We start from the raw sequence: 26199 nt of genomic DNA, 5'->3' as shown, positions 1-26199 counted from the left end.
TCCCGAAATAACGGGGGACCCCCCTTCGTATGCCGACAACCAGTACGACATAATGCTTGTGAATGTGAACGCGTTCACAAGCGTGTCCCGGTTCCTCCCGGGATTTGTGGGATTAAAGGGGCAAGCTGCCGCTGTGACCACGGCGAGGTAAGGAGAAGACGCAGTGGACCCGACAACGATCGCCCTCGCACCGGAGACCCTGGCGCGATGGCAGTTCGGCATCACCACCGTCTACCACTTCCTGTTCGTCCCGCTGACGATCTCTCTTGCCGCGCTCACGGCGGGCCTGGAGACGGCATGGGTGCGCACGGGCAAGGAGAAGTACTTCCACGCCACGAAGTTCTGGGGGAAGCTTTTCCTGATCAATATCGCGATCGGTGTCGCCACCGGTCTCGTGCAGGAGTTCCAGTTCGGCATGAACTGGTCGGACTACTCGAAGTTCGTCGGGGACGTCTTCGGCGCCCCGCTCGCGATGGAGGCGCTGATCGCCTTCTTCTTCGAGTCCACCTTCATCGGGCTGTGGATCTTCGGCTGGGACAAGCTGCCGAAGAAGATCCACTGCGCCTGCATGTGGATGGTGTCGATCGGCACGCTCGCCTCGGCCTACTTCATCCTGGCGGCCAACTCCTGGATGCAGCACCCGGTCGGCTACGAGATCGACAGCAAGACGGGCGTGGCCCGTCTCAACGACATCTGGCACGTGCTCTTCCAGAACACCGCGGTCGTCCAGTTCTCGCACACGGTCTCCTCCGCCTTCCTGACCGGCGGAGCCTTCATGATCGGCATCGCCAGCTTCCTGCTCTGGAAGATCAAGAAGCAGAAGGACGCCGGTGAGCAGGTCGACCGGAAGCGGATCGTCACGCTGCGCAGCTCGCTCCGGATCGGCCTGGTCACCGCGATGATCGCGGGCGTCCTGGTCGCCCTCTCCGGCGACCAGCTGGCCAAGGTGATGTTCAAGCAGCAGCCGATGAAGATGGCCTCGGCCGAGGCGCTCTGGGACACCGAATGCCCCGCGCCGTTCTCCATCTTCGCCATCGGCAACGTGAACAAGGGCCACAACTCCGCCGAGATAGAGCTTCCGGGCCTGCTCTCCTTCCTGGCCGACGACAACTTCACCAGCTGTGTCCCCGGCATCCACGAGACCGCCAAGGCCGAGGCCGAGAAGTACGGCGGCCAGCCCGAGGACTACGTCCCCAACATCTTCGTCACCTTCTGGGGCTTCCGCCTGATGATCGGCATCGGGCTCACCGCCGCCGTCGCCGCGGGCGCCGGATTCTGGCTGACCCGCAAGAGGCGATGGCTGCTGCCCGAGCATCGAAGGGGTGAGGACGAAATCCCCAAGCTGATGCTCACCAACAAGAAGGAACTCGGCCCGACCGTCACCAAGTGGGGCTGGCGGGTCGGCATGGCCTCGCTGATTTTCCCCTTCATCGCCAACTCCATCGGCTGGATCTTCACCGAGATGGGCCGCCAGCCCTGGGCCGTCTTCGGCCTGTTCAAGACCGCGGACTCGGTCTCCCCCGGCGTCAGTCAGACCGAGATGGCGATCTCGCTGACCGCTCTGACCCTGCTGTACGCGGTGCTGTTCTGGATCAACGTACGGCTGATGAAGAAGTACGCCGTCAAGGGTCCCGACACGGACGAGGAACCGCCCACCAAGGACCCGAAGCTGCGTGGTCCTTCGGGGGACGACTCCGATGACGACGACGCCGACAAGCCAATGACCTTCGCGTACTGAGAGGAGAAACGCCATGGGCCTCAACGACTTCTGGTTCCTTCTGATCGCCGTTCTGTGGACCGGCTACTTCTTCCTCGAAGGCTTCGACTTCGGGGTGGGCATCCTGACGCGGCTTCTCGCGCGCGACAGGACCGAGCGGCGCGTGCTGATCAACATCATCGGGCCGGTGTGGGACGGCAACGAGGTCTGGCTGCTCACCGCGGCCGGCGCGATGTTCGCCGCGTTCCCCGTCTGGTACGCGACGTTCTTCAGCGCCTTCTACATGCTGCTCGTGCTCGCGCTGCTGCTGTTGATCGTGCGGGTGCTGTCCTTCGAGTACCGGCACAAGCGGCCGGAGGAGAGCTGGCAGCGCAACTGGGAGCTGGTGCTCTTCGTCACCTCGCTGCTGCTGCCGTTCCTGTGGGGCGTGATGTTCGCCGACATGGTGCACGGTGTGCCGATCAACTCCCATCAGGATTTCGCCGGTTCGTTCGGCGACCTGCTGACCTGGTGGGGACTGCTCGGCGGCCTTGCCTTCACCGCCGTGTGCACGCTGCACGGCGCCGTGTTCACGGCTTTGAAGACGCAGGGCGACATCCGGGGACGGGCGCGTGCGCTCGCGACGAAGGCCGGTGTGGCCACCGTGCTCCTTGGCGGCGGGTTCCTCGCCTGGATCCAGGTCGAGCGCGGAACGGTGTGGACCGCGGTGGCGTTCGCCGTGGCGGTCATCGGGCTGCTCGGGACGCTCGTGATGAACGCCAAGGGGCGCGAGGGCTGGGCCTTCAGCTTCAACGGGATCGCGATCGCGGCGGTGGTGGCGGTGATCTTCCTGTCCCTGGCGCCGAACGTCATGCCGTCCTCGCTCAACGAGGCGTGGAACCTGACGATCGACAACACGTCCTCGGGTCCGTACACGCTGAAGGTGATGACCTGGGTCGCCGGGATCATGACGCCGCTGGTTCTGCTCTACCAGGGCTGGACCTACTGGGTCTTCCGCAAGCGGCTCGGCACGAATCACATGCCTGCCGAGGCGCACTGAGCGTCTTCAGGGGCGCAGTGAGCTCCTTCAACCCGTCTACGTGAGGGTGTGTTTCACGTGAAACCGATCGACCAGCGTCTGTTCCGGTACGGCCGGGCCTCTCGCCTCTTCCTGATCGCGGTGGTGGTGCTGGGCGCCGCCGGGGCGGGCCTGGTCATCGCGCAGGCGATGCTCATCGCCGAGGTCGTGGTGGGCGCGTTCCAGCACGGCCTCGACGTGGCCGAACTGCGCACGCCGCTGCTGCTGTTGACGGCGGTCGCGGCAGGGCGTGGGCTCGTGGCCTGGCTGACCGAGCTGGCCGCGCACCGGGCGAGTGCGGCGGTCAAGTCGGAGCTGCGCAGGCGGCTGTTGGAGCGGGCCTCGCGGCTCGGTCCGGGGTGGTTGAGCGGGCAGCGCACCGGGTCGCTCGTGGCGCTCGCGACGCGCGGGGTGGACGCCCTCGACGACTACTTCTCCCGCTATCTGCCGCAGTTGGGGCTCGCGGTGGTGGTCCCGGTGGCGGTGCTCGCCCGCGTCGTCACCGAGGACTGGGTGTCGGCGGCGATCATCGTCGGCACGTTGCCCCTCATCCCGATCTTCATGATGCTGATCGGCTGGGCGACCCAGTCCCGGATGGACCGCCAGTGGCGGCTGCTCTCCCGCCTTTCGGGCCACTTTTTGGACGTCGTCGCGGGCCTGCCGACCCTGAAGGTGTTCGGTCGTGCCAAGGCCCAGGCCGAGTCCATCCGCAAGATCACCGGCGAGTACCGCAGGGCGACGATGCGCACCCTGCGGATCGCCTTCCTCTCGTCGTTCGCGCTGGAGTTGCTGGCCACGCTCTCGGTGGCGCTCGTCGCCGTGACCATCGGCATGCGGCTCGTGCACGGTGAGATGGATCTGTACATCGGGCTCGTGATTCTGGTGCTCGCGCCCGAGGCGTATCTGCCGCTTCGGCAGGTGGGCGCGCAGTACCACGCGGCGGCCGAGGGGCTCGCCGCGGCGGAGGAGATCTTCGCGGTTCTGGAGTCACCGCTGCCCGAGGACGGCACGCGGGGTGTCCCTTCGGCCGGTGGAATCGGGTTTGAAAGCGTTTCTGTTCGCTACGAAGGGCGGTCTTCGGAGGCGGTCTCCGATGTCTCCTTCAAGGTCGCCGAGGGCGAGACGGTAGCCCTTGTCGGTCCTAGTGGCGCGGGCAAGTCGACGCTGGTCGGCGCCCTGTTGGGTTTTGTACGCCCCTGTAGTGGGCGGATCGTCGTCGGCGGTGTCGACCTCGCCGAGATGTCGCGCGAGGCGTGGCACGCGCGCGTGGCGTGGGTTCCGCAGCGGCCGCAGCTGTACGCCGGTTCGATCGCGGACAACGTACGGCTCGCGCGGCCCGGGGCCGATGACGCCGCGGTGCTCGCCGCGCTGCGGGAGGCCGGGGCGCTGGAGTTCGTCGAGGCGCTGTCCGAGGGCGTGGCGAGCGTGCTCGGGGAGGACGGCGCCGGGCTCTCCGCCGGGCAGCGCCAGCGGCTCGCGCTCGCACGGGCCTTCCTCGCGGACCGGCCGTTCGTGCTGCTCGACGAGCCCACGGCCGCGCTCGACGGGGAGACCGAGGCGGGCATCGTCGACGCCGTGCGCAGGCTCGCCGTGGGGCGGACCGTGCTGCTCGTCGTGCACCGTCCCGCCCTGCTCGCCGTCGCGGACCGGGTCGTACGGATCGAGGCACCTGGCGCGGTGCCGGCGCAGCTGCGTGGCGCCGCGCAGGGCAGCCCGTCCGCGCAGGCCCTCGCCGGTGCCGTCGAAGCCGCTCCGGTGGAGGTGAGCGGCGACGCGCCTGTGGACCGGCGTCATGTGCTCGCACGGCTGCGCGCCGCCGCCAGGCCGCGCCACTCCCGGCTCATCCTCGCCCTGCTGCTCGGCGCGCTCGCGCTCGGCAGCGCGGTCGGCCTGATGGCGACGTCCGGCTGGCTGATCTCGCGCGCCTCGCAGATGCCGCCGGTGCTGTACCTGATGGTCGCGGTCACGGCCACGCGCGCGTTCGGCATCGGGCGGGCGATCTTCCGGTACCTGGAGCGGCTCGTGTCGCACGACGCGGTGCTGCGGATGCTGGCCGACACCCGGGTCGCCGTGTACCGGCGCCTGGAGCGGCTCGCCCCGGCGGGGCTGCGTACGACGCGGCGCGGCGACCTGCTCTCCCGGCTCGTCGCCGATGTCGACGCCCTTCAGGACTACTGGCTGCGCTGGCTGTTGCCCGCGTCGGCCGCCGCGCTGGTGGGCGTGGGGTCGGTGGCGTTCACCGCGTGGCTGTTGCCCGCCGCCGGCGCCGTGCTCACCGTGGGGCTGCTGCTCGCCGGGGTCGGAGTGCCGCTGTTGGCGGGCGCGGTGTCCCGGCGTGCGGAGCGGAGGCTGGCCCCCGCGCGGGGGGAGCTCGCCACGAAAGCCACCGAACTGCTCACCGGTACCGCCGAACTGACGGTCTCCGGCGCGCTGCCACGACGTACGCAGGAGGCCGCGGAGGCCGACTCCGTGCTGACGCGGATCGCCTCCCGCGCCGCCACCGCGACCGCGCTCGGCGACGGACTGACCGCGCTGATCACCGGCCTGACCGTGGCGGCGGCCGCGCTCGTCGGCATCCAGGGCGTACGCACCGGACAGCTCCACGGGGTGTCCCTCGCGGTCGTCGTCCTGACCCCGCTCGCCGCGTTCGAGGCGGTGCTCGGCCTGCCGCTCGCCGTGCAGCACCGCCAGCGCGTCCACAAGAGCGCTGAGCGGGTGTATGAGGTCCTGGACGCGCCGGAACCCGTACGGGAGCCCGAGCGGCCCGCACAAGCGCCGCAGGACCCCTTCCCGCTCGCCGTGCGCGGCCTCAGCGCCCGCTACGAGGGCCAGGAGCGGGACGCGCTCGCCGGCCTCGATCTGACGCTGGAGCGCGGCCGCCGCGTCGCCGTCGTCGGGCCGTCGGGGTCCGGCAAGACCACTCTCGCCCAGGTGTTGCTGCGCTTCCTCGACGCGGACGCCGGGACGTACACGCTCGGCGGTGTCGAGGCGGTGGCTCTCGACGGCGACGAGGTCCGGCGCGTCGTCGGGCTGTGCGCCCAGGATGCGCACCTCTTCGACAGCAGCCTCCGCGAGAACCTGTTGCTTGCCAAGAAGGGCGCCAGCGAGGACGAGCTGTGGGCGGTACTCGGCCGCGTACGTCTTCGGGAGTGGGCGCAGGCGCTGCCGGACGGGCTCGACACCCTGGTGGGTGAGCACGCCGCACGTCTCTCGGGCGGCCAGCGGCAGCGGCTCGCGCTCGCCCGCGCGCTGCTCGCCGACTTCCCCGTCCTCGTGCTCGACGAGCCCGCCGAACACCTCGATCTGGAGACGGCGGACGCGCTCACCGCGGATCTCCTGGATGCCACGCGGGGGCGGACGACGGTGTTGATCACGCACAGGCTCGCCGGTCTTGAGGCCGTGGACGAGGTGCTCGTGCTCGACGGGGGCCGGGTCGCCCAGCGCGGCCCGTACGCCGAGCTCGTCGCGGTCGACGGCCCGCTCCGGGAGCTGCGGCGCCGGGAGGGCGCGGCGGAGGCGCTGGCCGGCGCGGGAAGCTGAGGAACCGCCTGGGCCCCTCCGCCCATCCGGATCCCGACTTTCCTCGCCAATCGGCACTAATTAGGCTCGTCGCATGGCAGCTCCCACGGACCCCGGCGTCCCTCCTCCCGCAGAGCCCGCCGCGGCGTCCCTGGAGGCGGCGACTCAGGCGACACGCGGCCTCCACGGTCTGTCGGCCGAGCTGACCGCCCGGTTGCCGCAGCTCCTGGAAGCGATGCGTTCCGTGGGCACAGGCCTCGAGCTGCACACCACGCTCGACCGGATCTGCGAGACGGCCGCCGAACTGACCGACGCCAAGTACGCCGCGATCGGCGTCGTCGCCGAGGACGGCACCGCGCTCTCGGATTTCGTCTACTCCGGAGTCGACGAGGAGACCGCGCGGCGCATCGGGCGGCTGCCCGACGGGCACAGGGGGCTGCTCGGCGCGCTCATCCACGACCCCGTGACGCTGCGCCTCGCGAACCTCGCGGACGACCCGCGCTCCTGTGGCTTTCCCGCGCACCATCCGCCGATGCACACGTTTCTCGGCCTCCCCATCCGCGTACAGGGCGAGATCTTCGGAAATCTGTACCTCACGGAGAAGCACGGTGGCGGCGAGTTCAACGACGACGACCTGAACATGGTCCGGGTGCTCGCCACGGAGGCGGGCATCGCCATCGGCAACGCGCGCCTCTACGAAGCGGCCAAGCAGCGCGAGCGGTGGATCGACGGCTCGGTGGCGGTGACCACCGCGCTCCTCTCGGGCGGCGACGCCGACGACGCGCTCCAGGTGGTCGCCGAACAGTCCCGGCACCTCTCGGACTCGGCGGCCGGCATAGTGCTGCTGCCCGCAGAGGAGGGCGGCATGGAGATCGTCGCCGTCGACGCGGACGGGCCCTCCGCCGCGCTCGGCGTGATCGTGCCGTCGGAGAGCGAGGTCATCTCCGAACTGCTCGACGGCCAGGCCGTGTTCGTCGACGACGCGGCCACCGATCCCCGGATGCTGACCGGCCTCGCGCAGGACTACGGGCCGTCCATGATGCTGCCCCTCCAGAGCGGCGGGCGGGTCCTGGGGACGTTGGTGATGACCCGCGCGCGTGGGGGGCGTCCTTTCACCGAGGCGGAGCGCATCCTGGCCACCCAGTTCGCGTCGCAGGCGGCGCTCGCCCTGGTCTCGGCCGACGCGCAGCGCGACCGGGAGCGTCTCGCCGTCCTGGAGGACCGCGACCGGATCGCGCGCGACCTGCACGACCTCGTCATCCAGCGCCTCTTCGCCACCGGGATGATGCTGGAGACCGCCCAGCGCCGCTCCGTGGTGCCCGAAGTGCAGACCGGCGTCGGCAAGGCGGTCGACGAGCTCGACACCACCATCCAGGAGATCCGCACCGCGATCTTCGCGCTTCAGCAAGGGCCGGCCGAGGCGCCGTCGAGCCTGCGCACCAAGGTGCTCCGGGAGATCAATACGGCCGCCGTGCCGCTCGGGTTCAAGCCCTCGCACCGCTTCCTCGGGCCCGTCGACACGGTCGTCGGCGAGCTCACGGGCAAGCACCTCATCGCGGCGCTGCGGGAGGCCCTCTCGAACGCGTTCCGGCACGCGGAGGCCGATCGCATAGACGTCGTGGTGGACGCCACCGTGTTCCTCCCCGACGGGCGGCCGGGCGTCCGCCTCACAGTCGCGGACGACGGCGTGGGCATCAAGCAGGGCGGGCGGCGCAGCGGCCTGAAGAACCTTCAGAAGCGGGCCGAATCGCTCGGTGGCGCCAGTTGGCACGGGCCGGGGCTCGACGGGGACGGTACGACGGTGGTGTGGGAGGCGCCCCACTGAGGCGTGCCTCCTCCTGAGGTGAGCCCCCCTGAGGCCGTCGGCGGCGCCCCGGTTTGGCGGTACGTTCCTGCGCCGTACGGGGCACCCGTTCCCTCGGCCGTACCAGCCCCACAGGAAGCCCGGCGTGCGGCGGTCGACGATCCGATGCATGCGTCATGGACCGCGCCGAACCCGCACATCGCTCGTCCTCCCGGTGCTGCTGTGCGCCCTCGTGGCCCTCGGCCCGCCCACGGTGTCCCGGGGCGCGGAGGGCCCCGAGGCGAGCGCGGACGTCGCGCGCCTTTTCGAGGAGGCGTCCACGGCGACGCAGCGCTACGAAGCGGGCCGTAAAGCCGCCTTCGTACAGAAGGCGGAGGTACGCACGATGGAGCGGCTGCTCGTGCGCGAGCGGCGGCAGATCTCCGCGCTCCACGACGACCTCGGCCGGATCGCCCGCGCCCAGTACCGCAGCGGCGGCGACATCCCTCTCACGGCGCAGATGCTGCTGGCCGGGAATCCCGAGAAACTGATGCACGGTCAACGGGCGGTCTGGCAGGCCGATCTGGCCCTCAACAACGCCGTGGACAAGAGTCGGCGCGCCGAGCGCAGGCTCGCGGACGGACAGCGCAGGGCGGCGGACGCGTGGCACTCACTGAAGGAGCGCAACGCGCGGCTCGCCATCCTTAAGAAGAGCATCGAAAGCAAGCTCGAAGCGGCGCGTTGGCAGCTCCAGGGCCAGGCGGACTCGTCGGTCGCCGCGGGGAAGTGCCGGGGCGCCGTGCGCCTCAAGGAGCCGAAAAACTCAACCACGCGTGCGTGGCTGCCTCCTGTGGAGAAGTACCAGCTGTCCGCGGGCTTCGACAGCGCGGGCGAGCGCTGGTCGCACCGGCACACCGGGCAGGACTTCGCGGTCGACATCGGGACGCCGGTACGGGCGGCGGGCGCGGGCCGCGTGGTGAGCGTGTCCTGCGGCGGCGCCTTCGGCATCGAGGTCATCGTGCGCCATCCCGGCGGCTACTGCACGCAGTACGCGCACCTCGCCGCGGTCACCGTCGACCAGGGGCAGAAGCTCCGCGCGGGGCAGTGGGTCGGCCAGTCGGGCACCACCGGCAACTCGACGGGGCCGCACCTCCACTTCGAGGTGCGGCTCACGCCGTATCTGGGCTCCGGGGTGGATCCGGTGAAGTGGTTCGCCGAGCGCCACGTGAAGCTGTAGGCGTCGTGGAGCTACCGGGCGGGGGCGTGCGCGGCCAGGATGTCCTCGATGACGCGGGCCACGCCGTCCTCGTTGTTGGTCGCGGTGCGGCCGGTCGCCGAGGCCAGCACCTCGGGGTGCGCGTTCCCCATCGCGTAGGACGTGCCCGCCCAGGCGAGCATCTCCATGTCGTTCGGCATGTCCCCTACGGCGACGACCTCGGTGGGCGCGATGCCGCGCTCCGCGCAGCACATGGCGAGCGTGCTCGCCTTGGAGACGCCGGGGCCGCTGATCTCCAGGAGCGCGCTCGGGCTAGACCGTGTGATGGCCGCCCGGTCGCCCACCCCCGCGCGGGCCAGCGACAGGAAGGCGTCGGGGTCGAGCTCGGGGTGGTACGCGAGGAGCTTGAGCACCGGCTGGTCCGCGACGTCGAAATCCGGGGCGAGGAGTTTCTCGGCGGGAGCCACGCATTCGCCGGGGTCCAGGTGCAGCGGCGGGTACCCCGGCTCGTGGTGCAGGCCGCCGGTGCGCTCGACGGCGAAGGTTGTGCCGGGGGCGGTCGCGCGCAGCATGTGGACGACGTCGAGCGTGTCCGTGACCGTCAGTTCGCGGATCTTGACGAAGCGGTGCTCGCCCGCCCCGCCGTGCAGGTCCACGACGGCGGCGCCGTTCCCGCAGATCGCCAGGCCGTGGCCGTGCACATGGTCGCTGACGACATCCATCCAGCGGGCCGGGCGGCCCGTCACGAAAAAGACCTCGATGCCGGCCTCCTCCGCGGCGGCGAGCGCGGCGACCGTACGCGGCGAAACGGTCTTGTCGTCGTGCAGCAACGTTCCGTCGAGGTCGGTGGCGATCAGCCGGGGCGTGGGGGCGGAGGGGGCCGGAGTCCGGGGCCCGGGAGTCGGTGAGGTCACCGACCCATGGTCGCGCATATGCGTGCACGGGCGTGCTGCGGGGCGCACAGATGAGTACGCGCCTGGCTCATGCGCCCCACCCGGATTCCGGCGTGACGGAGTGCGATTCAGTCGAGTTGGGCCAGGACCTGCGTGGCGATCGCTTCGAAGGTCTTCTGGTCGGCCGCGAAATCGGTGTCCGGGATCGGCCAGTGCAGGACGAGCTCGGTGAAGCCCAGCTCCCGGTGCCTGCCCGCGAAGTCCACGAAGGCGTCGACGGAGGTGAGGGGGCGGGACCGGTCCGGGGTGAATCCGGTGAGCAGGACCTTGTCCAGTTCGTCCGCGTCGCGGCCGATGGCCTCGCACGCGGAGGCCAGTTTCGATACCTGCCCGCGAATGGCCTGAATCGATTCCTCCGGGGTGCCCGTCGCGTACAGCTTCGGGTCGCCGGTGGTCACCCACGCCTGCCCGTGCCGCGCTGCGAGCTTCAGGCCGCGCGGGCCCGTCGCGGCCACGGCGAACGGCAGCCGGGGGCGCTGCACGCAGCCCGGGATGTTCTGGGCGCCGACGTCGCCGCCCGCCGAGTAGAACGTCCCGTCGTACGAGACCGTGTCCTCGGTGAGCAGCCGGTCGAGCAGCGGGACGAACTCCGCGAAACGGTCGGCGCGCTCCCGAGGCGTCCACGGCTCCTGCCCGCTGTGCGCGAGGGCGCTCGCGTCGAAGCCCGTGCCGCCCGCGCCGATACCGAGGGTGATCCGGCCACCGGAGATGTCGTCGAGCGAGAGCAGTTCCTTGGCGAGGGTGACGGGGTGCCGGAAGTTCGGCGAGGTCACGAGCGTGCCCAGGCGGATCCGCTCGGTGGCGGTGGCCGCGGCCGTCAGCGTCGGGACCGCCCCGAACCACGGCCCGTCCCGGAACGGCACGCGCCAGGACAGGTGGTCGTACGTGTACGCGGTGTGGAAGCCCAGCTCCTCGGCGCGCAGCCATGCCTCGCGAGCGCCCTCGTGCCAGCGGCGGTAGGGCAGGATCACGGTGCTCAGGCGCAGCGGACGAGCGGTCGTGGCGGGAGCGTTCTCGTTCATGCCTGTGAGCGTATGCGGATTTCCCTCACAACTCGCCCGGGGCTCTCCCGGTCTCCTTGCGACCGCCTCTCGGACTCTCGTGGTTTCCCTCAGGTTCTCTCGGATCCTCTTGGATTCTCTTGGAGTCAATCCAGAAATTTTGGCCCGGATGTTTGATCCACAGCCAAGTCGAGTTATCCACAGGCCAGTTGGCGATTCTGTGGACAACTCTCAAGCCAGGGAGTCCTTTTGGTCAACTATGGGAGTATTGCTGGGGTTTGATGTCAATGCATCCAATGTCCTTGTCTGTACCTCACGTTCGGCCGCCGCCGCGATGAACGCGGAAACGTCCTCCGGAGCAACAAGCCTGCGCACGACCCGCATTGTCTCCACGGGTATCGCCACAGTTTGCTGCTCATCCGCCACCTCGGCCGCCGGCCCTTCGGCGAGGTGGTGATGGAGGTGCCGGTTGGCGAACGTCCGCATTGCTCGGGCGAGTTCGGCGTCCACCGATTGTTGTGCGAGCGGGCGGAGCCGCCGCACGAGCGAGGCCGCTTCGGCCGCTTCCGCATCCGTCGGCGGTTGCGGACCGAGATAGCGGGCGAAGACATGCTCGGTGGTGAACTCCAGGAAGCGCGCCGCTATATGTTCGACCTGCCCCCTCAACTCCCGTAGATGACCGGAAATTGCGGACAGTGGGACGCCTGCCGCGTGCAACTCGACGGCGACCGCCAGCTCTTGAGGGCTCGGAACGAGGAACTCGTCCTCCGTCCCCGGCGCGCGCTCCAGTACGCCGAGTTCGAGCGCGTCCCGCACGGCGGCGTCGTCGGGTTCGCCGCCGAACCTCTCGTCCAGCTCCGCGCGCGTGATGCGCCCCGCCCGCTCGTCCGTCCACGGGCCGTCCACCTCCGCGACCAGACCCAGCACGCCGCCCAGGCCGCGCCCCGCGTCCCAGGCCTCAAGCAGTTCCTTGATGGACGCCAGGGTGTAGCCACGGTCCAGCAGGTCGGCGATCTGCCGCAGCCTGGACAGGTGCGTGTCCGTGTACACGTTGGCCCGCCCGCGGCGCTCGGGCCGGGGCAGCAGCCCGCGGTCCTGATAGGCGCGGATCGTGCGGACCGTGGCGCCGCTGTGGCGGGCCAGGTCCTCGATCCGGTACTCGGCGACCGGCTGCTCCGTGCCGCCGGTACTCACAGCGGTGGCTCCATCCGGGCGACCGCGCGCAGGGCCTTGGGGGTGAAGCGGGACATGAGGTGGGCGCCGCGGGCCTCCGGGGTGACCGGGACGACCGCCTTGTCGTGCACGACGGCGCCCAGGATCGCCGCGGCGACCTTCTCCGGCGGGTAGTTGCGCAGGCCGTACAGGCGCGAGGACTTCTTCTGGCGGCGCTTCTCCTCCTCGGCGTCCACCCCGGCGAAGCGGGCCGTCGCCGTGATGTTCGTGTTCACCAGGCCGGGGCAGATCGCGGAGACGCCGATGCCCTGCCCGGCCAGCTCGGCGCGCAGGCACTCGCTGAGCATCAGGACGGCGGCCTTGGAGGTCGAGTACGCGGGGAGCGCCTTCGAGGGCTGGTACGCCGCCGCGGACGCGGTGTTCACGATGTGGCCGCCCTGCCCGCGCTCGGCCATCTGCTTGCCGAACAGGCGGCAACCGTGGATGACGCCCCACAGATTGACGTCGAGGACCTTCTTCCAGTCCTCCGGAGTGGTGTCGAAGAACGAGCCGGACAGGCCGATCCCCGCGTTGTTCACCAGGACGTCGACCACGCCGTACTCGGCGGCGACCTTCTCGGCCAGCTTCTCCATGGCCTGCCCGTCGGTGACGTCCACGGTCTCGCCCCAAGCCTCGGGGGCGCCGATGAGCCGGGCGAGCTCGGCGGTCCGCGCGACGCTCTCGGCGTCCCGGTCGACGGCGACCACGCGCGCGCCGGCCTCCGCGAAGGCGAACGCGGTGGCCCGGCCGATGCCGCTGCCCGCACCGGTCACCAGGACGAGCTGACCGGCGAACCGGTCCGCGTGCTTCCCGTCGGCCGCCGGGCGGTGCGCGGGCACCCCCGCCTCCTGCCCCTCGTGCGTGGTGACGAACTCGGTGATCCAGGAGGCGAGTTGATCGGGGCGGGTGCGCGGAACCCAGTGCTTGGCGGGCAGCACGCGGCGCGTCAACTGGGGTGCCCACAGCTCCAGCTGGTCGTACAGCCTCGGCGACAGGAAGGCGTCCCCGAGCGGCGTGATGAGCTGCACGGGCGCGTGCGCGTACGCGTCCTCGCGCGGGCGGCGCAGCCGCGCCCTTACGTTGTCCCGGTACAGCCAGGCTCCGTGCGCGGCGTCCGAGGGCAGCGACGACGTCGGGTAGTCGCCCGCGGGAACCCGCTCGACGCGCTCCAGGATCTTCGGCCAGCGCTTGCCGAGCGGCCCGCGCCAGGCGAGCTCGGGCAGCACGGGCGTGTGCAGCATGTACACGTACCAGGACTTGGCGCCCTGGCCGAGCAACTGGCCCACCTTGGCCGGCGTGGGCTTCTTCACGCGCTGCTTGATCCAGTGCCCGAAGTGGTCGAGCGACGGGCCCGACATCGACGTGAAGGACGCGATGCGGCCCTGCGTGCGCGTGACCGTGGTGAACTCCCACGACTGCACCGAACCCCAGTCGTGCCCCACCAGGTGCACGGGCCGGTCCGGGCTCACCGCGTCGGCGACCGCCAGGAAGTCGTCGGTCAACTTCTCCAGGGTGAAGCCGCCGCGCAGCGGCTGCGGCGCCGTCGACCGGCCGTGTCCGCGTACGTCATAGAGCACTACGTGGAAGCGGTCCGCGAGGCGCACGGCGACCTCAGACCACACTTCCTTGGAGTCCGGATAGCCGTGCACGAGCACCACCGTCGGCCGCTCGGCTCCGCCGGGTTCCCCCAGCTCGACGACGCACAGCTCGATACCGCCCGTGCGCACCCGGCGCTCGCGCGCGCCGTCGATCTTCATCAGGTCCGTCATCAGATGCCCTCCGCCCAGCGCCGCACGTGCGGCAGATCGTCGTCCAGCCAATAGGCGCTCTCCTGCGGGTCTTTGGAGTCGGTGACCACGAGAATCTCCTCGAACTTGGCGCCCGTACCCCGGAATCCCAGGTGCGGCTCGACCGCCCACAGCCCCGGCCGCGGCGGGTGGTCGGAGAACTTGTACGGCGACCACAGTGGGGACCAGCCGTCCCGGTGCCCGTGCAGCGCGTCGCTCGCCAGGCCCTTCAGGGACTGGGTGCCGAAGCCGAACAGCGTGGGGTTGATCCGCCGCTCCTTGACCCGGTCGACCTTGTGCGCGATCACACCGAAGGGATACGCCCGGTGCCGATTGGCATAGCCCTGGCGGACCATCAACCGCTCCACGTCCTCGTAGATCTCCCGCAGGGAGCGCCGCTCGCGCACCTCGCGCAGGATCAGCTCGCGGTGCGGCCGAAGGTCCGAAAGCAGCTTGTCGTGCACGGGGTTGAGGCCGAGGCAGCCCGAGTAGCCGATGTCCGCGGTGTATCCCTGGTGGACCGGCGCCATGTCGAGGACGAAGGGCATTCCGGGCTCCAGCTGCCGGTTCGTCGGGAAGAACTGCAGCGGTACGCGGAAGTTCACGAACGCGGTGCGGTCCCCGAACCACGCGAAGGGCAGATGGAACCAGTCCCGCACCCCGCGCTCGCGCAGCCACTCCCGCTGCATCCGCGCCGCGTCGCGCTCGGTCACGCCCGGCTTGAGCTGCGCCGCGACCGATTCCGCGCAGGCGTACGCGAGCCTCTGTACTTCTCTGAACCCCCGTAGTTCCGCCGAGAGTTCACGTACCACCGCTTGGGTCATGCCACCGTCCGTCCCGGTCGCGGCCGCCCCGGTTCGTGACCGGGCCGTCGCCGTACGCGCTCGTAACTTGACACTGATGAATGTGACAATGCTTGGCGGCGGCGTCAAGGGGTCTGCACGGTCCACTGCGGCCTGCACGGTCTACTCAGGGTGGACCCCTAGGGATCCGTAATACTCAGGTCTTAGGCGAGGTCGACCCCACGGTCTGACGTATCCGTGTGGTCTGCGCCACTACGGTCGAACCGTGACTGTGATCGCGACCGAAAGCCTGAGCAAGCGGTTCCCCAAGGTGACCGCGCTTGACCGGCTGACCATGGACATCGAGCCCGGTGTGACCGGGCTCGTCGGAGCCAATGGAGCCGGCAAGTCCACCATGATCAAGATCCTGCTTGGTCTGTCCCCCGCGTCGGAGGGCCGCGCCGAAGTGCTCGGGCTCGACGTCGCGGACCCCTCGTCGGGGCCCAAGATCCGTGAGCTCGTCGGCTATATGCCGGAGCACGACTGCCTGCCGCCGGACGTCTCGGCGACCGAGTTCGTCGTCCACATGGCGCGCATGTCGGGCCTGCCGCCGACGGCCGCCCGCGAGCGCACCGCCGACACGCTGCGGCACGTGGGCCTGTACGAGGAGCGCTACCGCCCCATGGGCGGCTACTCGACGGGCATGAAGCAGCGCGTGAAGCTGGCCCAAGCGCTGGTGCACGACCCGCAGTTGGTGTTCCTGGACGAGCCGACGAACGGCCTGGACCCGGTCGGCCGTGACGACATGCTCGGCCTGATCCGGCGCGTGCACACCGACTTCGGCATCTCGGTCCTCGTCACCTCGCACCTGCTCGGCGAGCTCGAGCGCACCTGCGACCACGTCGTCATCATCGACGGCGGCAAGCTGCTGCGCTCCAGTTCCACCACGGACTTCACGCAGGCCACGGCGGTGCTGGCGATCGAGGTCACCGACAGCGACGAACACCCGGACGGGACAAAGGCGTTGCGCGAGGCGTTCGCGCAGCGCGGCATCGAGACCAGCGCCGGCGGTGAGCTGCCCGGCGCCGGACACACCGTCCTCCTCACGGCGCAGGGCGAGGAGACGTACGACATCGTGCGCGACGTCGTCGCGGACCTCGGCCTCGGCCTGGTCCGCATGGAGCAGCGCAGGCACCAGATCGCGGAGGTCTTCCGCCCCGAGGGCGAGGCGCAGCAGGAGCAGGGCTCCGAGCGCGCCGCGGCCTGGGCGGCCACCGCCGCATCGCAGCAGACGGGAGGCGCGGCGCGATGACCACCGAGCAAAGCCCTGTGGACCGCGCGTCCACCCAGATCCACAACATCGGCTACCGCCACTACGACGGCCAGCGCCTGGGCCGCGCGTACGCCCGCCGCTCGCTCTTCTCGCAGAGCCTGCGCGCTGCCTACGGACTCGGCCGCTCGGCCAAGTCCAAGGTGCTGCCGATGCTGCTCTTCATCGTCATGTGCGTCCCGGCGCTCATCATGGTCGCGGTGACCGTCGCCACGAAGGCGAACGACCTGCCCGTCGACTACACGCGCTACGCGGTCATCCTCCAGGCGGTGATCGGCCTCTACGTGGCGTCGGCGGCGCCGAACGCGGTCTCCCTCGACCTGCGCTTCAAGTCGATCCCGCTCTACTTCTCCCGCCCCATCGAGCGGGTCGACTACGTAGTCGCGAAATTCGCCGCGATGGCATCGGCCCTGTTCATCCTCACGGCCGCACCGCTGATCGTGCTCTACGTAGGCTCTCTGCTCACCAAGCTGGACTTCACGGAGCAGACCAAGGGATTCGCTCAAGGACTGGTATCCGTGGCGCTGTTGTCGCTGCTCTTCGCCGGGATCGGACTCGTCGTCTCCGCCGTCACCCCGCGCCGCGGATTCGGCATCGCCGCCGTCATTGCCGTCCTGACCATCTCCTACGGCGCGGTGTCCACGGTCCAGGCGATCGCCGACGTCCAGGACAACGGCGGGGCGGTGACCTGGCTCGGCCTCTTCTCACCGATCACGCTCATCGACGGAGTGCAGACCGCGTTCCTCGGAGCGGGCTCGTCCTTCCCCGGGGCCCACGGACCCTCGGCCGGCCAGGGCCTCGTCTATCTGCTCGTCGTCCTCGGGCTCATCGCCGGCTCCTACGGGCTGCTGATGCGCCGCTACCGGAAGGTCGGACTGTGACCACGATCAACATCGACCACGTCTCACGCTGGTTCGGCAACGTGGTCGCCGTCAACGACATCACCATGAACATCGGCCCCGGCGTCACCGGCCTGCTGGGTCCGAACGGCGCGGGGAAGTCCACGCTCATCAACATGATGGGCGGCTTCCTTGCCCCCTCGAACGGGTCGGTGACCCTCGACGGACAGCCGATCTGGCGCAACGAACAGATCTACCGGCACATCGGCATCGTCCCCGAGCGCGAGGGGATGTACGACTTCCTCACGGGCCGCGAATTCGTCGTCGCCAACGCCGAGTTGCACGGCCTCGGCAAGAAGGCGGCCGGGGAGGCGCTGGCCACGGTCGAGATGGAGTACGCGCAGGACCGCAAGATCTCGACGTACTCCAAGGGCATGCGGCAGCGCGTGAAAATGGCCTCCGCGCTCGTCCACACCCCATCGGTGCTGCTGCTCGACGAGCCGTTCAACGGTATGGACCCGCGTCAGCGCATGCAGCTCATGGACCTGCTGCGCAGCATGGGGGACGAGGGCCGCACGGTCTTGTTCTCCTCGCACATCCTCGAAGAGGTCGAGCAACTGGCCTCCCACATCGAGGTGGTCGTCGCGGGCCGGCACGCCGCGAGCGGTGACTTCCGCAAGATCCGCCGCCTGATGACCGACCGCCCGCACCGCTACCTGATCCGCTCCAGCGACGACCGGGCGCTGGCAGCCGTACTGATCGCGGACCCGTCGACGGCGGGCATCGAGGTCGACCTGAAGGACGGTGCGTTGAACGTCCAGGCCGTCGACTTCGGCCGGTTCACGACGCTGCTCCCGAAGGTCGCGCAGGCGCACGGCATCCGGCTGCTCACGGTCTCGCCGTCCGACGAATCCCTCGAGTCCGTGTTCTCGTATCTGGTCGCGGCGTAGGAGGCCCTGATGTACGACCCCACTGTCGCCCGACTCACCTACCGGGCCCTGCTCGGCAAGCGCCGGGCCCTCATCCTCTTCGCGCTGCCCGTACTGCTGATCGTGATCTCCGCGCTCGTGCGCGGGCTCACGGGGGCCGACGACCAGACCGCGTCCGACCTGCTCGGCGGCTTCGCGCTCGCCACGATGGTGCCGCTGATCGGCGTCATCGCGGGAACCGGAGCCATCGGCCCGGAGATCGATGACGGGTCCGTGGTCTACCTGTTGTCGAAGCCGCTCAAGCGGCCCACGATCATCTTCACCAAGCTGATCGTGGCGATCGGCGTGACCATGGTGTTCTCCGCCGTCCCGACGCTCATCGCGGGCTTCATCCTGAACGGCAACGGACAGCAGATCGCTGTTGCCTACACGGTCGCAGCCCTGGTGGCCTCGATCGCCTACGCGGCGATCTTCCTGCTGCTCGGCACGGTCACCCGGCACGCGGTCGTCTTCGGCCTCGTCTACGCCCTCGTATGGGAGGCCCTGTTCGGATCCATGGTCTCCGGGGCGCGCACGCTCAGCGTGCAGCAGTGGTCGCTCGCGGTCGCCCAGAAGGTGGCCGGCGGCGACCTCGTCACCTCGGACGTGGGGCTGCCGCTCGCGACGGTGCTCCTGGTGGTGGTGACGGTTCTGGCGACCTGGTACGCCGGGCAGAAGCTGCGGACCCTGAAGCTGGCTGGAGAGGAGTAGGTCCGGGTGACCGCCGCCGCCGATCATTCGGTGGCGGCGAACTCCACCGATCCGGAGTAGTCACTGCACTCCGTCGAGCCCCGCCTCAGGCGATGCCCGGGGACCGTCAAGCCCCGTCGGCGTTTGAGGCGCGGGGTCCGGGGCGGAGCCCCGTGGCGTGAGAACGGTCGGCCGTCACGCGCACGGCTCAGCCGAGCAACCGCTCAACCGAGCAACCGCTCAAGCACCACCGCGATGCCGTCCTCCTCGTTCGACGACGTCACCTCGCTGGCCACCGTCTTGAGCTCCTCGTGGGCATTGGACATGGCCACGCCGTAGGACGCCCAGCCGAACATCGGGATGTCGTTGGGCATGTCGCCGAAGGCGATCGTGTCGACGGCCTTCGCACCCAGCCGGCGGGCCGCCAGGGAGAGGCCCGTGGCCTTGGAGAGGCCGAGCGGGAGCAGCTCCACGATGCCCTCGCCCGCCATCGTGACCCCCACAAGCCCGCCGGCGACGGTGCGCGCGACCTCCGCCAGCTGGTCGTCGGTCAGGCCCGGATGCTGGACGTACACCTTGTTGAGCGGCTGCGCCCACAGCTCTGCGAGCTCCGTGAACGGGACGACCGGCAGCGGGCCCTCCTGCACCTCGTAGCCGGGGCCGACGATGACCTCGCCCTCGATACCGTCGCGGCTCGCGGCGAGCGCCAGCGGGCCGAGCTCGGCCTCGATCTTGGCGAGCGCGAGCCCCGCCAGCTGCCGGTCGAGCGTCACCGAGGTGAGCAGCCGGTGCTCCCCCGCGTGGTAGACCTGCGCGCCCTGGCCGCACACCGCGAGGCCCTCGTAGCCGAGGTCGTCGAGGATGTGCCGGGTCCAGGGCACCGCCCTGCCGGTCACGATGATGTGCGCGGCGCCCACCGCGGTGGCCGCGGTGAGCGCGTCACGCGTGCGCTCGGAGACCGTGTCGTCGGAACGCAGCAACGTTCCGTCGAGATCGGTCGCCACGAGCTTGTACGGAAAGGCAGGGGCGGGGGGAGCGGGGTGGCTCACTGGCGTTCGGCTCCAGGAGATACAGGCAGCACGGCTGCGCGGGCCGTTCGGGCTGCGATTACTTGGGGTCCAGGGTGGTGCGTCCCCCAAGGTAGGGCCGCAGCATCTCCGGAACCCGTACCGAGCCGTCGGCCTGCTGGTGATTCTCCAGGATCGCGACGATCGTGCGCGGGACGGCGCACAGCGTGCCGTTCAACGTCGCCAGCGGCTGCGTCTTCTTCCCGTCGCGCATCCGGATCGACAGGCGGCGCGCCTGGAACCCGTCGCAGTTCGAGGCCGAGGTCAGCTCGCGGTACTTGCCCTGCGTCGGGATCCACGCCTCGCAGTCGAACTTGCGCGAGGCAGAGGAGCCGAGGTCACCGGTGGCGACATCGATCACCTGGAAGGGCAGTTCGAGGCCGGTCAGCCACTGCTTCTCCCACTCCAGGAGGCGCTGGTGCTCGTTCTCCGCGTCCGCCGGGTCGACGTACGAGAACATCTCGACCTTGTCGAACTGGTGCACGCGGAAGATGCCGCGGGTGTCCTTGCCGTACGTGCCGGCCTCGCGGCGGAAGCACGGCGAGAAGCCGGCGTAGCGCAGCGGCAGCTGGTCCGCCTCGAGGATCTCGTCCATGTGGTAGCCGGCGAGTGCGACCTCGGAGGTGCCGACCAGGTAGTAGTCGTCCTTCTCCAGGTGGTACACGTTGTCGGCGGCCTGGCCGAGGAAGCCCGTGCCCTCCATGGCGCGCGGGCGCACCAGGGCCGGGGTCAGCATCGGCGTGAAGCCGGCCTCGGTGGCCTGCGCGATCGCCGCGTTGACGAGCGCGAGCTCCAGGAGCGCGCCGACACCGGTCAGGTAGTAGAAGCGCGAGCCGGAGACCTTCGCGCCGCGCTCGACGTCGATGGCGCCGAGCGCCTCGCCGAGCTCCAGGTGGTCCTTGGGCTCGAAGCCCTCGGCGCCGAAGTCGCGGATCGTGCCGTGCGTCTCCAGGACGACGAAGTCCTCCTCGCCGCCGCGCGGGACGTCGGCGTGCACGAGGTTGCCCAGCTGGAGCGCCAGGCGCTGCGTCTCCTCCTCGGCCTCGCGCTGCTCGACCTCTGCGGCCTTGACGGCGGCGGAGAGCTCGCCGGTCTTCTTCAGCAGCTCCTGGCGTTCCTCGGGAGAGGCCTTGGGGATCAGCTTGCCGAGCGACTTCTGCTCGGAACGGAGTTCGTCGAAGCGGAGCCCGGACGACCTGCGCCGCTCGTCGGCGGACAGGACGGAGTCGACAAGCGCGACGTCCTCTCCACGGGCGCGCTGGGAGGCGCGAACACGGTCGGGGTCCTCACGGAGCAGGCGAAGGTCAATCACCCCTCAAGGTTACCGTTGCCCGCTTCCGGCCCACGACCCGATATCCGTTGCACTCCCTTATGCCCTATTTGCCGGAATGTGAATTAAGGATGGAGTGCGGCCGGAAAAGATCCACTCGGGTCCCGCGAGGCGCGTCAAGGAAAACCCGACACCTTCCCTTGAAAGGGGCAGATGCGGCGCTTCACCTTGACCCGATCCCCTTGTCGCGGCCGGGACTTGGGGCCCCGCTGTCCACAGCGATGCGCGAACCCGAAAAGTTATCCACAGGCTGTGAGAAAGATCTGTGGATGCCGGAAGTGATCATTCCGAAAGCCACATGTGTAGCAAAGAATTCCCCACCCAAACCGCTTGCAAGCTCACTTTCGGGTGGAAATGCTTCACTCCAAAGAGTTGATCAAAGGAAATGTATGGACGAAGGGTGACCTGCCGGGCTGTGGATGCATCTGGGATCTGTGGGCCGATTTGTCGACCAACTGGCACCTTCCTGTCGACTTGTCCCCAGGTCGAGAAGGCGCCCTGTGGATAACTTCTGTGGATGAAGAAAATCCGCTGGTAGGACCGGCTGTACAGACAAAAAAGAGCCGGACCCGACGGTGGAAAACTTCGGCTCCGGCGGAAAACTACGGGGCGAGGCCCTAGGGGAAGACAGGCCCTAGAACCGGCCGTCCTGGCAGCGCGCCAGCCAGTCGGACGCCGCCACGAACTCGCCGTCCGAGGTTCCCGAGCGCGGCGTGCGCACATCCTCGACGGTGACCCCGGCCCGCGGGTAGGAGCCGAGGAAGCGCACCTCCGGGCACGCCCGCTTCAGCCCCATCAGTGCCTCCGCCACCCGGCGGTCCGCGATGTGCCCCTCCGCGTCGATCGCGAAGCAGTAGTCGCCGATGCCCGTTCCGGTGGGCCGGGACTGCAGCAGCACCAGGTTGACCCCGCGGATGGCGAACTCCTGGAGCAGTTCCATCAGCCCGCCGGGGTGGTCCTCGCGCTGCCAGATGACGACCGAGGTCTTGTCTGCGCCGGTGGGCGCCGCGGGCCGGGCCGGCCTGCCGACGAGGACGAAGCGGGTCTGCGCGTTCTCGGCGTCGTGGATCTCGGTGACCAGCGGCACGAGCCCGTACTTCTCGGCCGCGAACTCGCCGGCGAACGCGGCGTCGTAGCGGCCTTCCTGGACGAGGCGCGCGCCGTCGGCGTTCGACGCCGCGGACTCCCAGGTCACGTCCGCTGCCAGGTTGCCCTTCATCCAGTTGCGCACCTGCGGCTGGGCGGCCGGGTGCGCGGTGACCGTCTTGATGTCGGCGATCGCGGTGCCGGGGCGGACCAGCAGCGCGAAGGTGATGTCGAGCAGCACCTCGCGGTAGATCATCAGCGGCTCGCCTGCGACCAGCTCGTCGAGGGTCGTGGTGATGCCGCCCTCGACGGAGTTCTCGATCGGTACGAACGCGGCCTCGGCCTCGCCGCTGCGGACGGCGTCGAGCGCCGCGGGCACGGACACCACGGGGACGAGTTCCCGGGTGGCCGTCTCCGGGAGCGTGCGCAGGGCGACTTCGGTGAAGGTGCCCTCGGGGCCGAGATACGCGTAGCTGGCTGGCATGGGCTCACCCTAATGCGCCGTACGAGGCCGGGCTCACGGGTACGTGCAGGTGCTACCCCAACCGGCGACCGGGCCCCCGACCACTCAGCGACGGCCCAGCCCGCCCCCCGGCGACGGCCCCCGGCCCCGCCTACCCCTCCAGCAACGGCTGCCCCACATAACCGCCCTTCTCCGCACCGCCCGGCACCGCGAAGAGCCCGCTCGCCTCGTGCCGGATGAACTTCGACAGGGCGTCGCCGCGGTCGAGCTTGCGCTGTACCGGCACGAAGCCGCGCAGCGGGTCCGCCTGCCAGCAGATGAAGAGCAGCCCGGCGTCCGGGGAGCCGTCCTCGTCGTAGCCGTCGTGGTACGAGAAGGGGCGGCGCAGCAGCGCGGATCCGCCGTTCTGGTCGGGCCGGGTGATGCGGGAGTGCGCGTTGAGCGGGATGACGAGGTCACCGTTCGCGTCCGTCTTCTCCAGGTCCGGCTCGGTGGTCTCCTTGCCGCCGGTCAGCGGGGCGCCGCTCGACTTCTTGCGCCCGATGACGTGTTCCTGCGCCGCCGTGGAGAGCTTCTCCCAGTCGTCGAGGAGCATCCGGATCCGGCGTACGACGACGTACGAGCCGCCTCCCATCCATGCGGGGGACTGAGCGGAGCCCGAACCGGGCACGAAGATCCGCTTGTTGAAGTCCGCCTCGCCGGGCTTGGGGTTGTCCGTCCCGTCGACCTGGCCCATCAGATTGCGGACCGTCATCGGGTGGGCGGTGGCCCCCGGCGAGCGGTTGAAGCCGTTCATCTGCCAGCGCAGCTTGGCGGTGGATCCCGCGTCCTTCTGGATCGCACGCAACGCATGGAAGGCGACGAGTGGATCGTTGGCGCCGATCTGCACCCACAGGTCGCCGTTGCTGCGCGCCTTGTCGAGGTGGTCGGAGTAGAAGTCCGGCAGCGGGTCGAGGGCGGCGGGGCGCTGCTTCTCGAGTCCCGTACGGGAGAAGAAGCTGTGGCCGAAGCCGAAGGTGACCGTCAGCGAGGAGGGGCCCGCGTCCCGGGCCACGTCCGTGTCGTCCGAGGCCGAGGGCTTGCCCGCCATCAGCCGCTCGGCCGTCGCGGACCAGCGGCGCAGCAGGGCCGCGGCCTCCTTGCGCCCCGCGCCCGCCGCCAGGTCGAACGCGACGACGTGGCCGCGGGACTGCATCGCGGTGGTGATGCCGGGCTGATGTTTCCCGTGAAACATCACCTCGTCCGCCCCGATCGAGGTCAACGTGGCCTGCTGTTCGGGGGAGTTCGAGGAGCCGACGGCATACCCCGCGCCCGCACCGACGGCGCCGAGGGCGACGCCGGTGGCACCCGCCGTCCCGATCAGTCGGCGCCGCGAGATGCCCGCGGCCTGCGGGGAGGACGCGGCGCCGCTCTTGGTGTCAGCCGTTTCGGTCGTGTCAGCCGTGTCAGACGTGTCAGCCATGGGGCGGTTCAGCCGATCTTCGCGTTCTTGTTGATGGTGATCTGGTCGATGTCCGACGTGCGCACGGTCAGCGCGACCTTCCAGTCGCCCGCCGCGGGGATCTGCACGCCGCTCGCCGTCCAGTGGCCCGTGGCGATGTGGTCGGGCACGACGGGCAGCGGCCCGATCTTCCTCGCCTCTTGGGTGAGGGCGAGCTTCACCTCGGGGACGTCGAAGGCCTTGCCGTTCGGCCGCTCTATGTAGAGGTGCATTTCGTTGTTGCCGGTACGCCCGGGGTCCATCTCCAGGAGGGCGGTGCCCTTGCCGTCCGCGCCGCCGGTGTCGAACGGAATCTTCAGGGAGAGCGGCCCGGTCTGTGCCTGCGTGGCCGAGGTGGCGGACTTGGCCTCCTCCTCGGTACGGCCCGGCTCGGTGGACGTCAGCACGGTGGTGACGGCGAGCAGGACGACCGCGATGCCCGCCTCGACGAGCACCGAGCGGCGCAGCCCGAAGCGGTGCGGATCGGCGTCGCGCACCCGCTTCTCGCGCGCGCTCGCCATCGCGGCGCGCTGCCGGGCGAGTTGGGCCGCACGCTCGGGGCTCGCAGCCTTCCCTCCGACGGTCACGGAGACCGGCTCCTTCTCTTCGGAGACCTCGGACGCCTGCCCCGCCGCCGGGGCGGCGGTCGCGGTCTCGGTGAGCCGAGCCGTCCACTTCCGGGAGATCCAGGCGACGCCGACGAGTACGGCGACCAGCCCGACCTTCACCATCAGCAGCTGCCCGTACGCCGTCCCGGTCAGCGCCGACCAGGAGCCGACCTGGCGCCACGACTGGTAGAGCCCGGTCGCGACGAGGACGAGGACGCTGCAGAAGGCGACCCGTGAGAAGCGGCGCACCACGGAGCCCTCGATCGTGGGCACCCGGTACAGGGCGACGAGCAGCGTGGTCAGTCCGCCGAACCAGGTGGCGACGGCCAGCAGGTGCAGTACGTCGACGGGCATCGCGAGGCCCGCCTGGATGCCGGTCGAGGCGTGCTCGGCCATGGCCCAGGTGGCGGCGAGCCCGGCCGCGACGACGGTGCCGCCGACGGAGAGCCCGAAGGTGAGATCGTTGCGCTCCTTCGCCCCCGTGTCCTCGCCATCCGCGCTGCCCTGTGCGGTCTCCTCGTTCTTCTTCGCGTAGGCGCCGAAGAGCACGGCGATGAAGAGGGCCGCCGCCGCGAGCAGCAGCAGCCTGGACGTGAGCGCGGCGCCGGTCTTCGTCTGCAGGACCTGGCCGAGCAGCGACATGTCGAAGATGTCGCCGAGCTTCCCGGACCCGGTGTACGAGCCGCGCATCAGCAGCATGGCCATGGTGGCGGCGGTGAGCGCGGTCCAGGCGCCGACCACGACGCGCTGCACCGGCTTGCTGCCCGCGCCGCGCCGCCAGCATCCGAGCACGAACGCGGCGCCGCCCACCAGCAGTGCGAAGCCCGCGTACGAGACGTAGCGCGCGACGCCGTAGATCCCGCCGACGACTCCGCCGCCCGCGTTCTGGTCGGCGACCACCGCGGACGTCTTGGAGGGCGCGCCGATGGAGAACGTGTAGGCGCCGGCGACGGGGTGGCTGTCGGCGGAGACGACTTGGTAGGTGACGGTGAACGTGCCGTCTGGCAGGCCCGAGTGCAGTCCCACCGCGTAGGTCGTGCCGCCGGGGTGGGCGACCTTTCCGTCGTCGACACGCTTGCCCGCGGGGTCGAGGACACGGACCGCGCCGTCGGAGATCGCGACGCTTTCGGAGAAGGTGAGCGACACCTTCTTCGGCGCCGCGTCGACCACCGCTCCCTGCTTGGGGTCGCTTCCGGTCAGCGCGGCGTGCGCGGACGCGGGGGCGGCGCCGGCCAGGAGTGCGCCGGTGACGGCGATGAAGAGCAGCACCAGCTGCCAGGTGCGGGGAGCGATGGTCTTCACGTACGGGTC

At 70.0% G+C, this 26199-nt stretch carries 19 protein-coding genes; 9 read left to right on the top strand and 10 right to left on the bottom strand.

Going from position 1 to position 26199, the window contains the following annotated elements:
• Window positions 1-163 precede the first annotated feature (163 nt).
• From ABT004_RS07130 to ABT004_RS07110, 5 genes are all read left to right on the top strand, one after another.
• Entirely contained in the window at window positions 164-1738 is a 1575-nt protein-coding gene (locus ABT004_RS07130; RefSeq protein ID WP_351332136.1) for a cytochrome ubiquinol oxidase subunit I, read from the top strand.
• 13 nt (window positions 1739-1751) lie between these two features.
• Complete coding sequence (cydB, locus tag ABT004_RS07125) at window positions 1752-2756, top strand: cytochrome d ubiquinol oxidase subunit II (protein WP_351332134.1); 1005 nt, start codon at window positions 1752-1754, stop codon at window positions 2754-2756.
• A 57-nt stretch (window positions 2757-2813) separates the two neighbouring features.
• Window positions 2814-6314: a thiol reductant ABC exporter subunit CydD gene (cydD, locus tag ABT004_RS07120; protein ID WP_351332132.1), complete on the top strand. Its 3501-nt coding sequence runs from the start codon at window positions 2814-2816 to the stop codon at window positions 6312-6314.
• A gap of 73 nt (window positions 6315-6387) precedes the next feature.
• A complete protein-coding gene (locus ABT004_RS07115; RefSeq protein WP_351332130.1) occupies window positions 6388-8118 on the top strand; it encodes a GAF domain-containing sensor histidine kinase in 1731 nt (576 codons plus the stop codon).
• Between the two features lie 148 nt (window positions 8119-8266).
• Window positions 8267-9313: a M23 family metallopeptidase gene (locus ABT004_RS07110; protein ID WP_351332127.1), complete on the top strand. Its 1047-nt coding sequence runs from the start codon at window positions 8267-8269 to the stop codon at window positions 9311-9313.
• 11 nt (window positions 9314-9324) lie between these two features.
• On the opposite strand, the gene ABT004_RS07105 is transcribed toward ABT004_RS07110, so the two are convergent.
• The 5 genes from ABT004_RS07105 to ABT004_RS07085 all read right to left on the bottom strand — a co-directional run bounded on the left by ABT004_RS07105 (window position 9325) and on the right by ABT004_RS07085 (window position 15069).
• Window positions 9325-10224, bottom strand: a complete 900-nt coding sequence (locus ABT004_RS07105) for an HAD-IIB family hydrolase (protein ID WP_351332124.1) — start codon at window positions 10222-10224, stop codon at window positions 9325-9327.
• An 89-nt stretch (window positions 10225-10313) separates the two neighbouring features.
• On the bottom strand, window positions 10314-11267 hold the full coding sequence (locus ABT004_RS07100; RefSeq protein ID WP_351332121.1) for an LLM class flavin-dependent oxidoreductase: 954 nt from the start codon (window positions 11265-11267) through the stop codon (window positions 10314-10316).
• A 210-nt stretch (window positions 11268-11477) separates the two neighbouring features.
• Window positions 11478-12440, bottom strand: coding sequence for a MerR family transcriptional regulator (locus tag ABT004_RS07095; RefSeq protein ID WP_351332118.1), 963 nt, complete (start codon window positions 12438-12440; stop codon window positions 11478-11480).
• Window positions 12437-14215: an SDR family oxidoreductase gene (locus ABT004_RS07090; RefSeq protein WP_351332286.1), complete on the bottom strand. Its 1779-nt coding sequence runs from the start codon at window positions 14213-14215 to the stop codon at window positions 12437-12439. The genes ABT004_RS07095 and ABT004_RS07090 overlap by 4 nt, the downstream gene beginning before the upstream one ends.
• A gap of 11 nt (window positions 14216-14226) precedes the next feature.
• A complete protein-coding gene (locus ABT004_RS07085; RefSeq protein WP_351332116.1) occupies window positions 14227-15069 on the bottom strand; it encodes a M24 family metallopeptidase in 843 nt (280 codons plus the stop codon).
• A 244-nt stretch (window positions 15070-15313) separates the two neighbouring features.
• On the opposite strand from ABT004_RS07085, the gene ABT004_RS07080 reads away from it, so the two are divergent.
• The 4 genes from ABT004_RS07080 to ABT004_RS07065 are packed head-to-tail and all read left to right on the top strand — an operon-like array spanning window position 15314 to window position 18875.
• A complete protein-coding gene (locus ABT004_RS07080) occupies window positions 15314-16339 on the top strand; it encodes an ABC transporter ATP-binding protein (RefSeq protein WP_451191448.1) in 1026 nt (341 codons plus the stop codon).
• Window positions 16336-17238 (top strand): ABC transporter permease, encoded by a 903-nt coding sequence (locus ABT004_RS07075; protein WP_351332113.1) that lies wholly within the window; start codon window positions 16336-16338, stop codon window positions 17236-17238. The genes ABT004_RS07080 and ABT004_RS07075 overlap by 4 nt, the downstream gene beginning before the upstream one ends.
• Window positions 17235-18146 carry an ABC transporter ATP-binding protein gene (locus ABT004_RS07070; RefSeq protein ID WP_351332110.1) on the top strand — a complete coding sequence of 304 codons (912 nt, stop codon included), beginning with the start codon at window positions 17235-17237 and terminating at the stop codon, window positions 18144-18146. The genes ABT004_RS07075 and ABT004_RS07070 overlap by 4 nt, the downstream gene beginning before the upstream one ends.
• 9 nt (window positions 18147-18155) lie before the next feature.
• Complete coding sequence (locus ABT004_RS07065; protein WP_351332107.1) at window positions 18156-18875, top strand: ABC transporter permease; 720 nt, start codon at window positions 18156-18158, stop codon at window positions 18873-18875.
• A 203-nt stretch (window positions 18876-19078) separates the two neighbouring features.
• Here the strand turns inward: ABT004_RS07065 and ABT004_RS07060 are convergent, their stop codons facing one another.
• From ABT004_RS07060 to ABT004_RS07040, 5 genes are all read right to left on the bottom strand, one after another.
• The gene (locus ABT004_RS07060) at window positions 19079-19903 is read right to left on the bottom strand and encodes an HAD family hydrolase (protein ID WP_351332105.1); all 825 of its coding nucleotides are present in this window, start codon (window positions 19901-19903) and stop codon (window positions 19079-19081) included.
• A 58-nt stretch (window positions 19904-19961) separates the two neighbouring features.
• Entirely contained in the window at window positions 19962-21233 is a 1272-nt protein-coding gene (gene serS, locus ABT004_RS07055; protein WP_351332102.1) for a serine--tRNA ligase, read from the bottom strand.
• A gap of 652 nt (window positions 21234-21885) precedes the next feature.
• Window positions 21886-22821, bottom strand: a complete 936-nt coding sequence (pheA, locus tag ABT004_RS07050) for a prephenate dehydratase (protein WP_351332099.1) — start codon at window positions 22819-22821, stop codon at window positions 21886-21888.
• 130 nt (window positions 22822-22951) lie between these two features.
• The gene (gene efeB, locus ABT004_RS07045) at window positions 22952-24262 is read right to left on the bottom strand and encodes an iron uptake transporter deferrochelatase/peroxidase subunit (protein ID WP_351332096.1); all 1311 of its coding nucleotides are present in this window, start codon (window positions 24260-24262) and stop codon (window positions 22952-22954) included.
• Window positions 24263-24270: 8 nt separating this feature from the next.
• Entirely contained in the window at window positions 24271-26190 is a 1920-nt protein-coding gene (locus ABT004_RS07040; RefSeq protein WP_351332094.1) for a copper resistance CopC/CopD family protein, read from the bottom strand.
• Window positions 26191-26199 lie beyond the last annotated feature (9 nt).

Origin of the sequence: Streptomyces sp. NPDC002790 (assembly GCF_040295505.1) — a bacterium.
In the GTDB taxonomy this organism is placed as follows: Bacteria; Actinomycetota; Actinomycetes; order Streptomycetales; family Streptomycetaceae; genus Streptomyces.
This window is presented reverse-complemented; position numbering and strand designations above follow the sequence as displayed.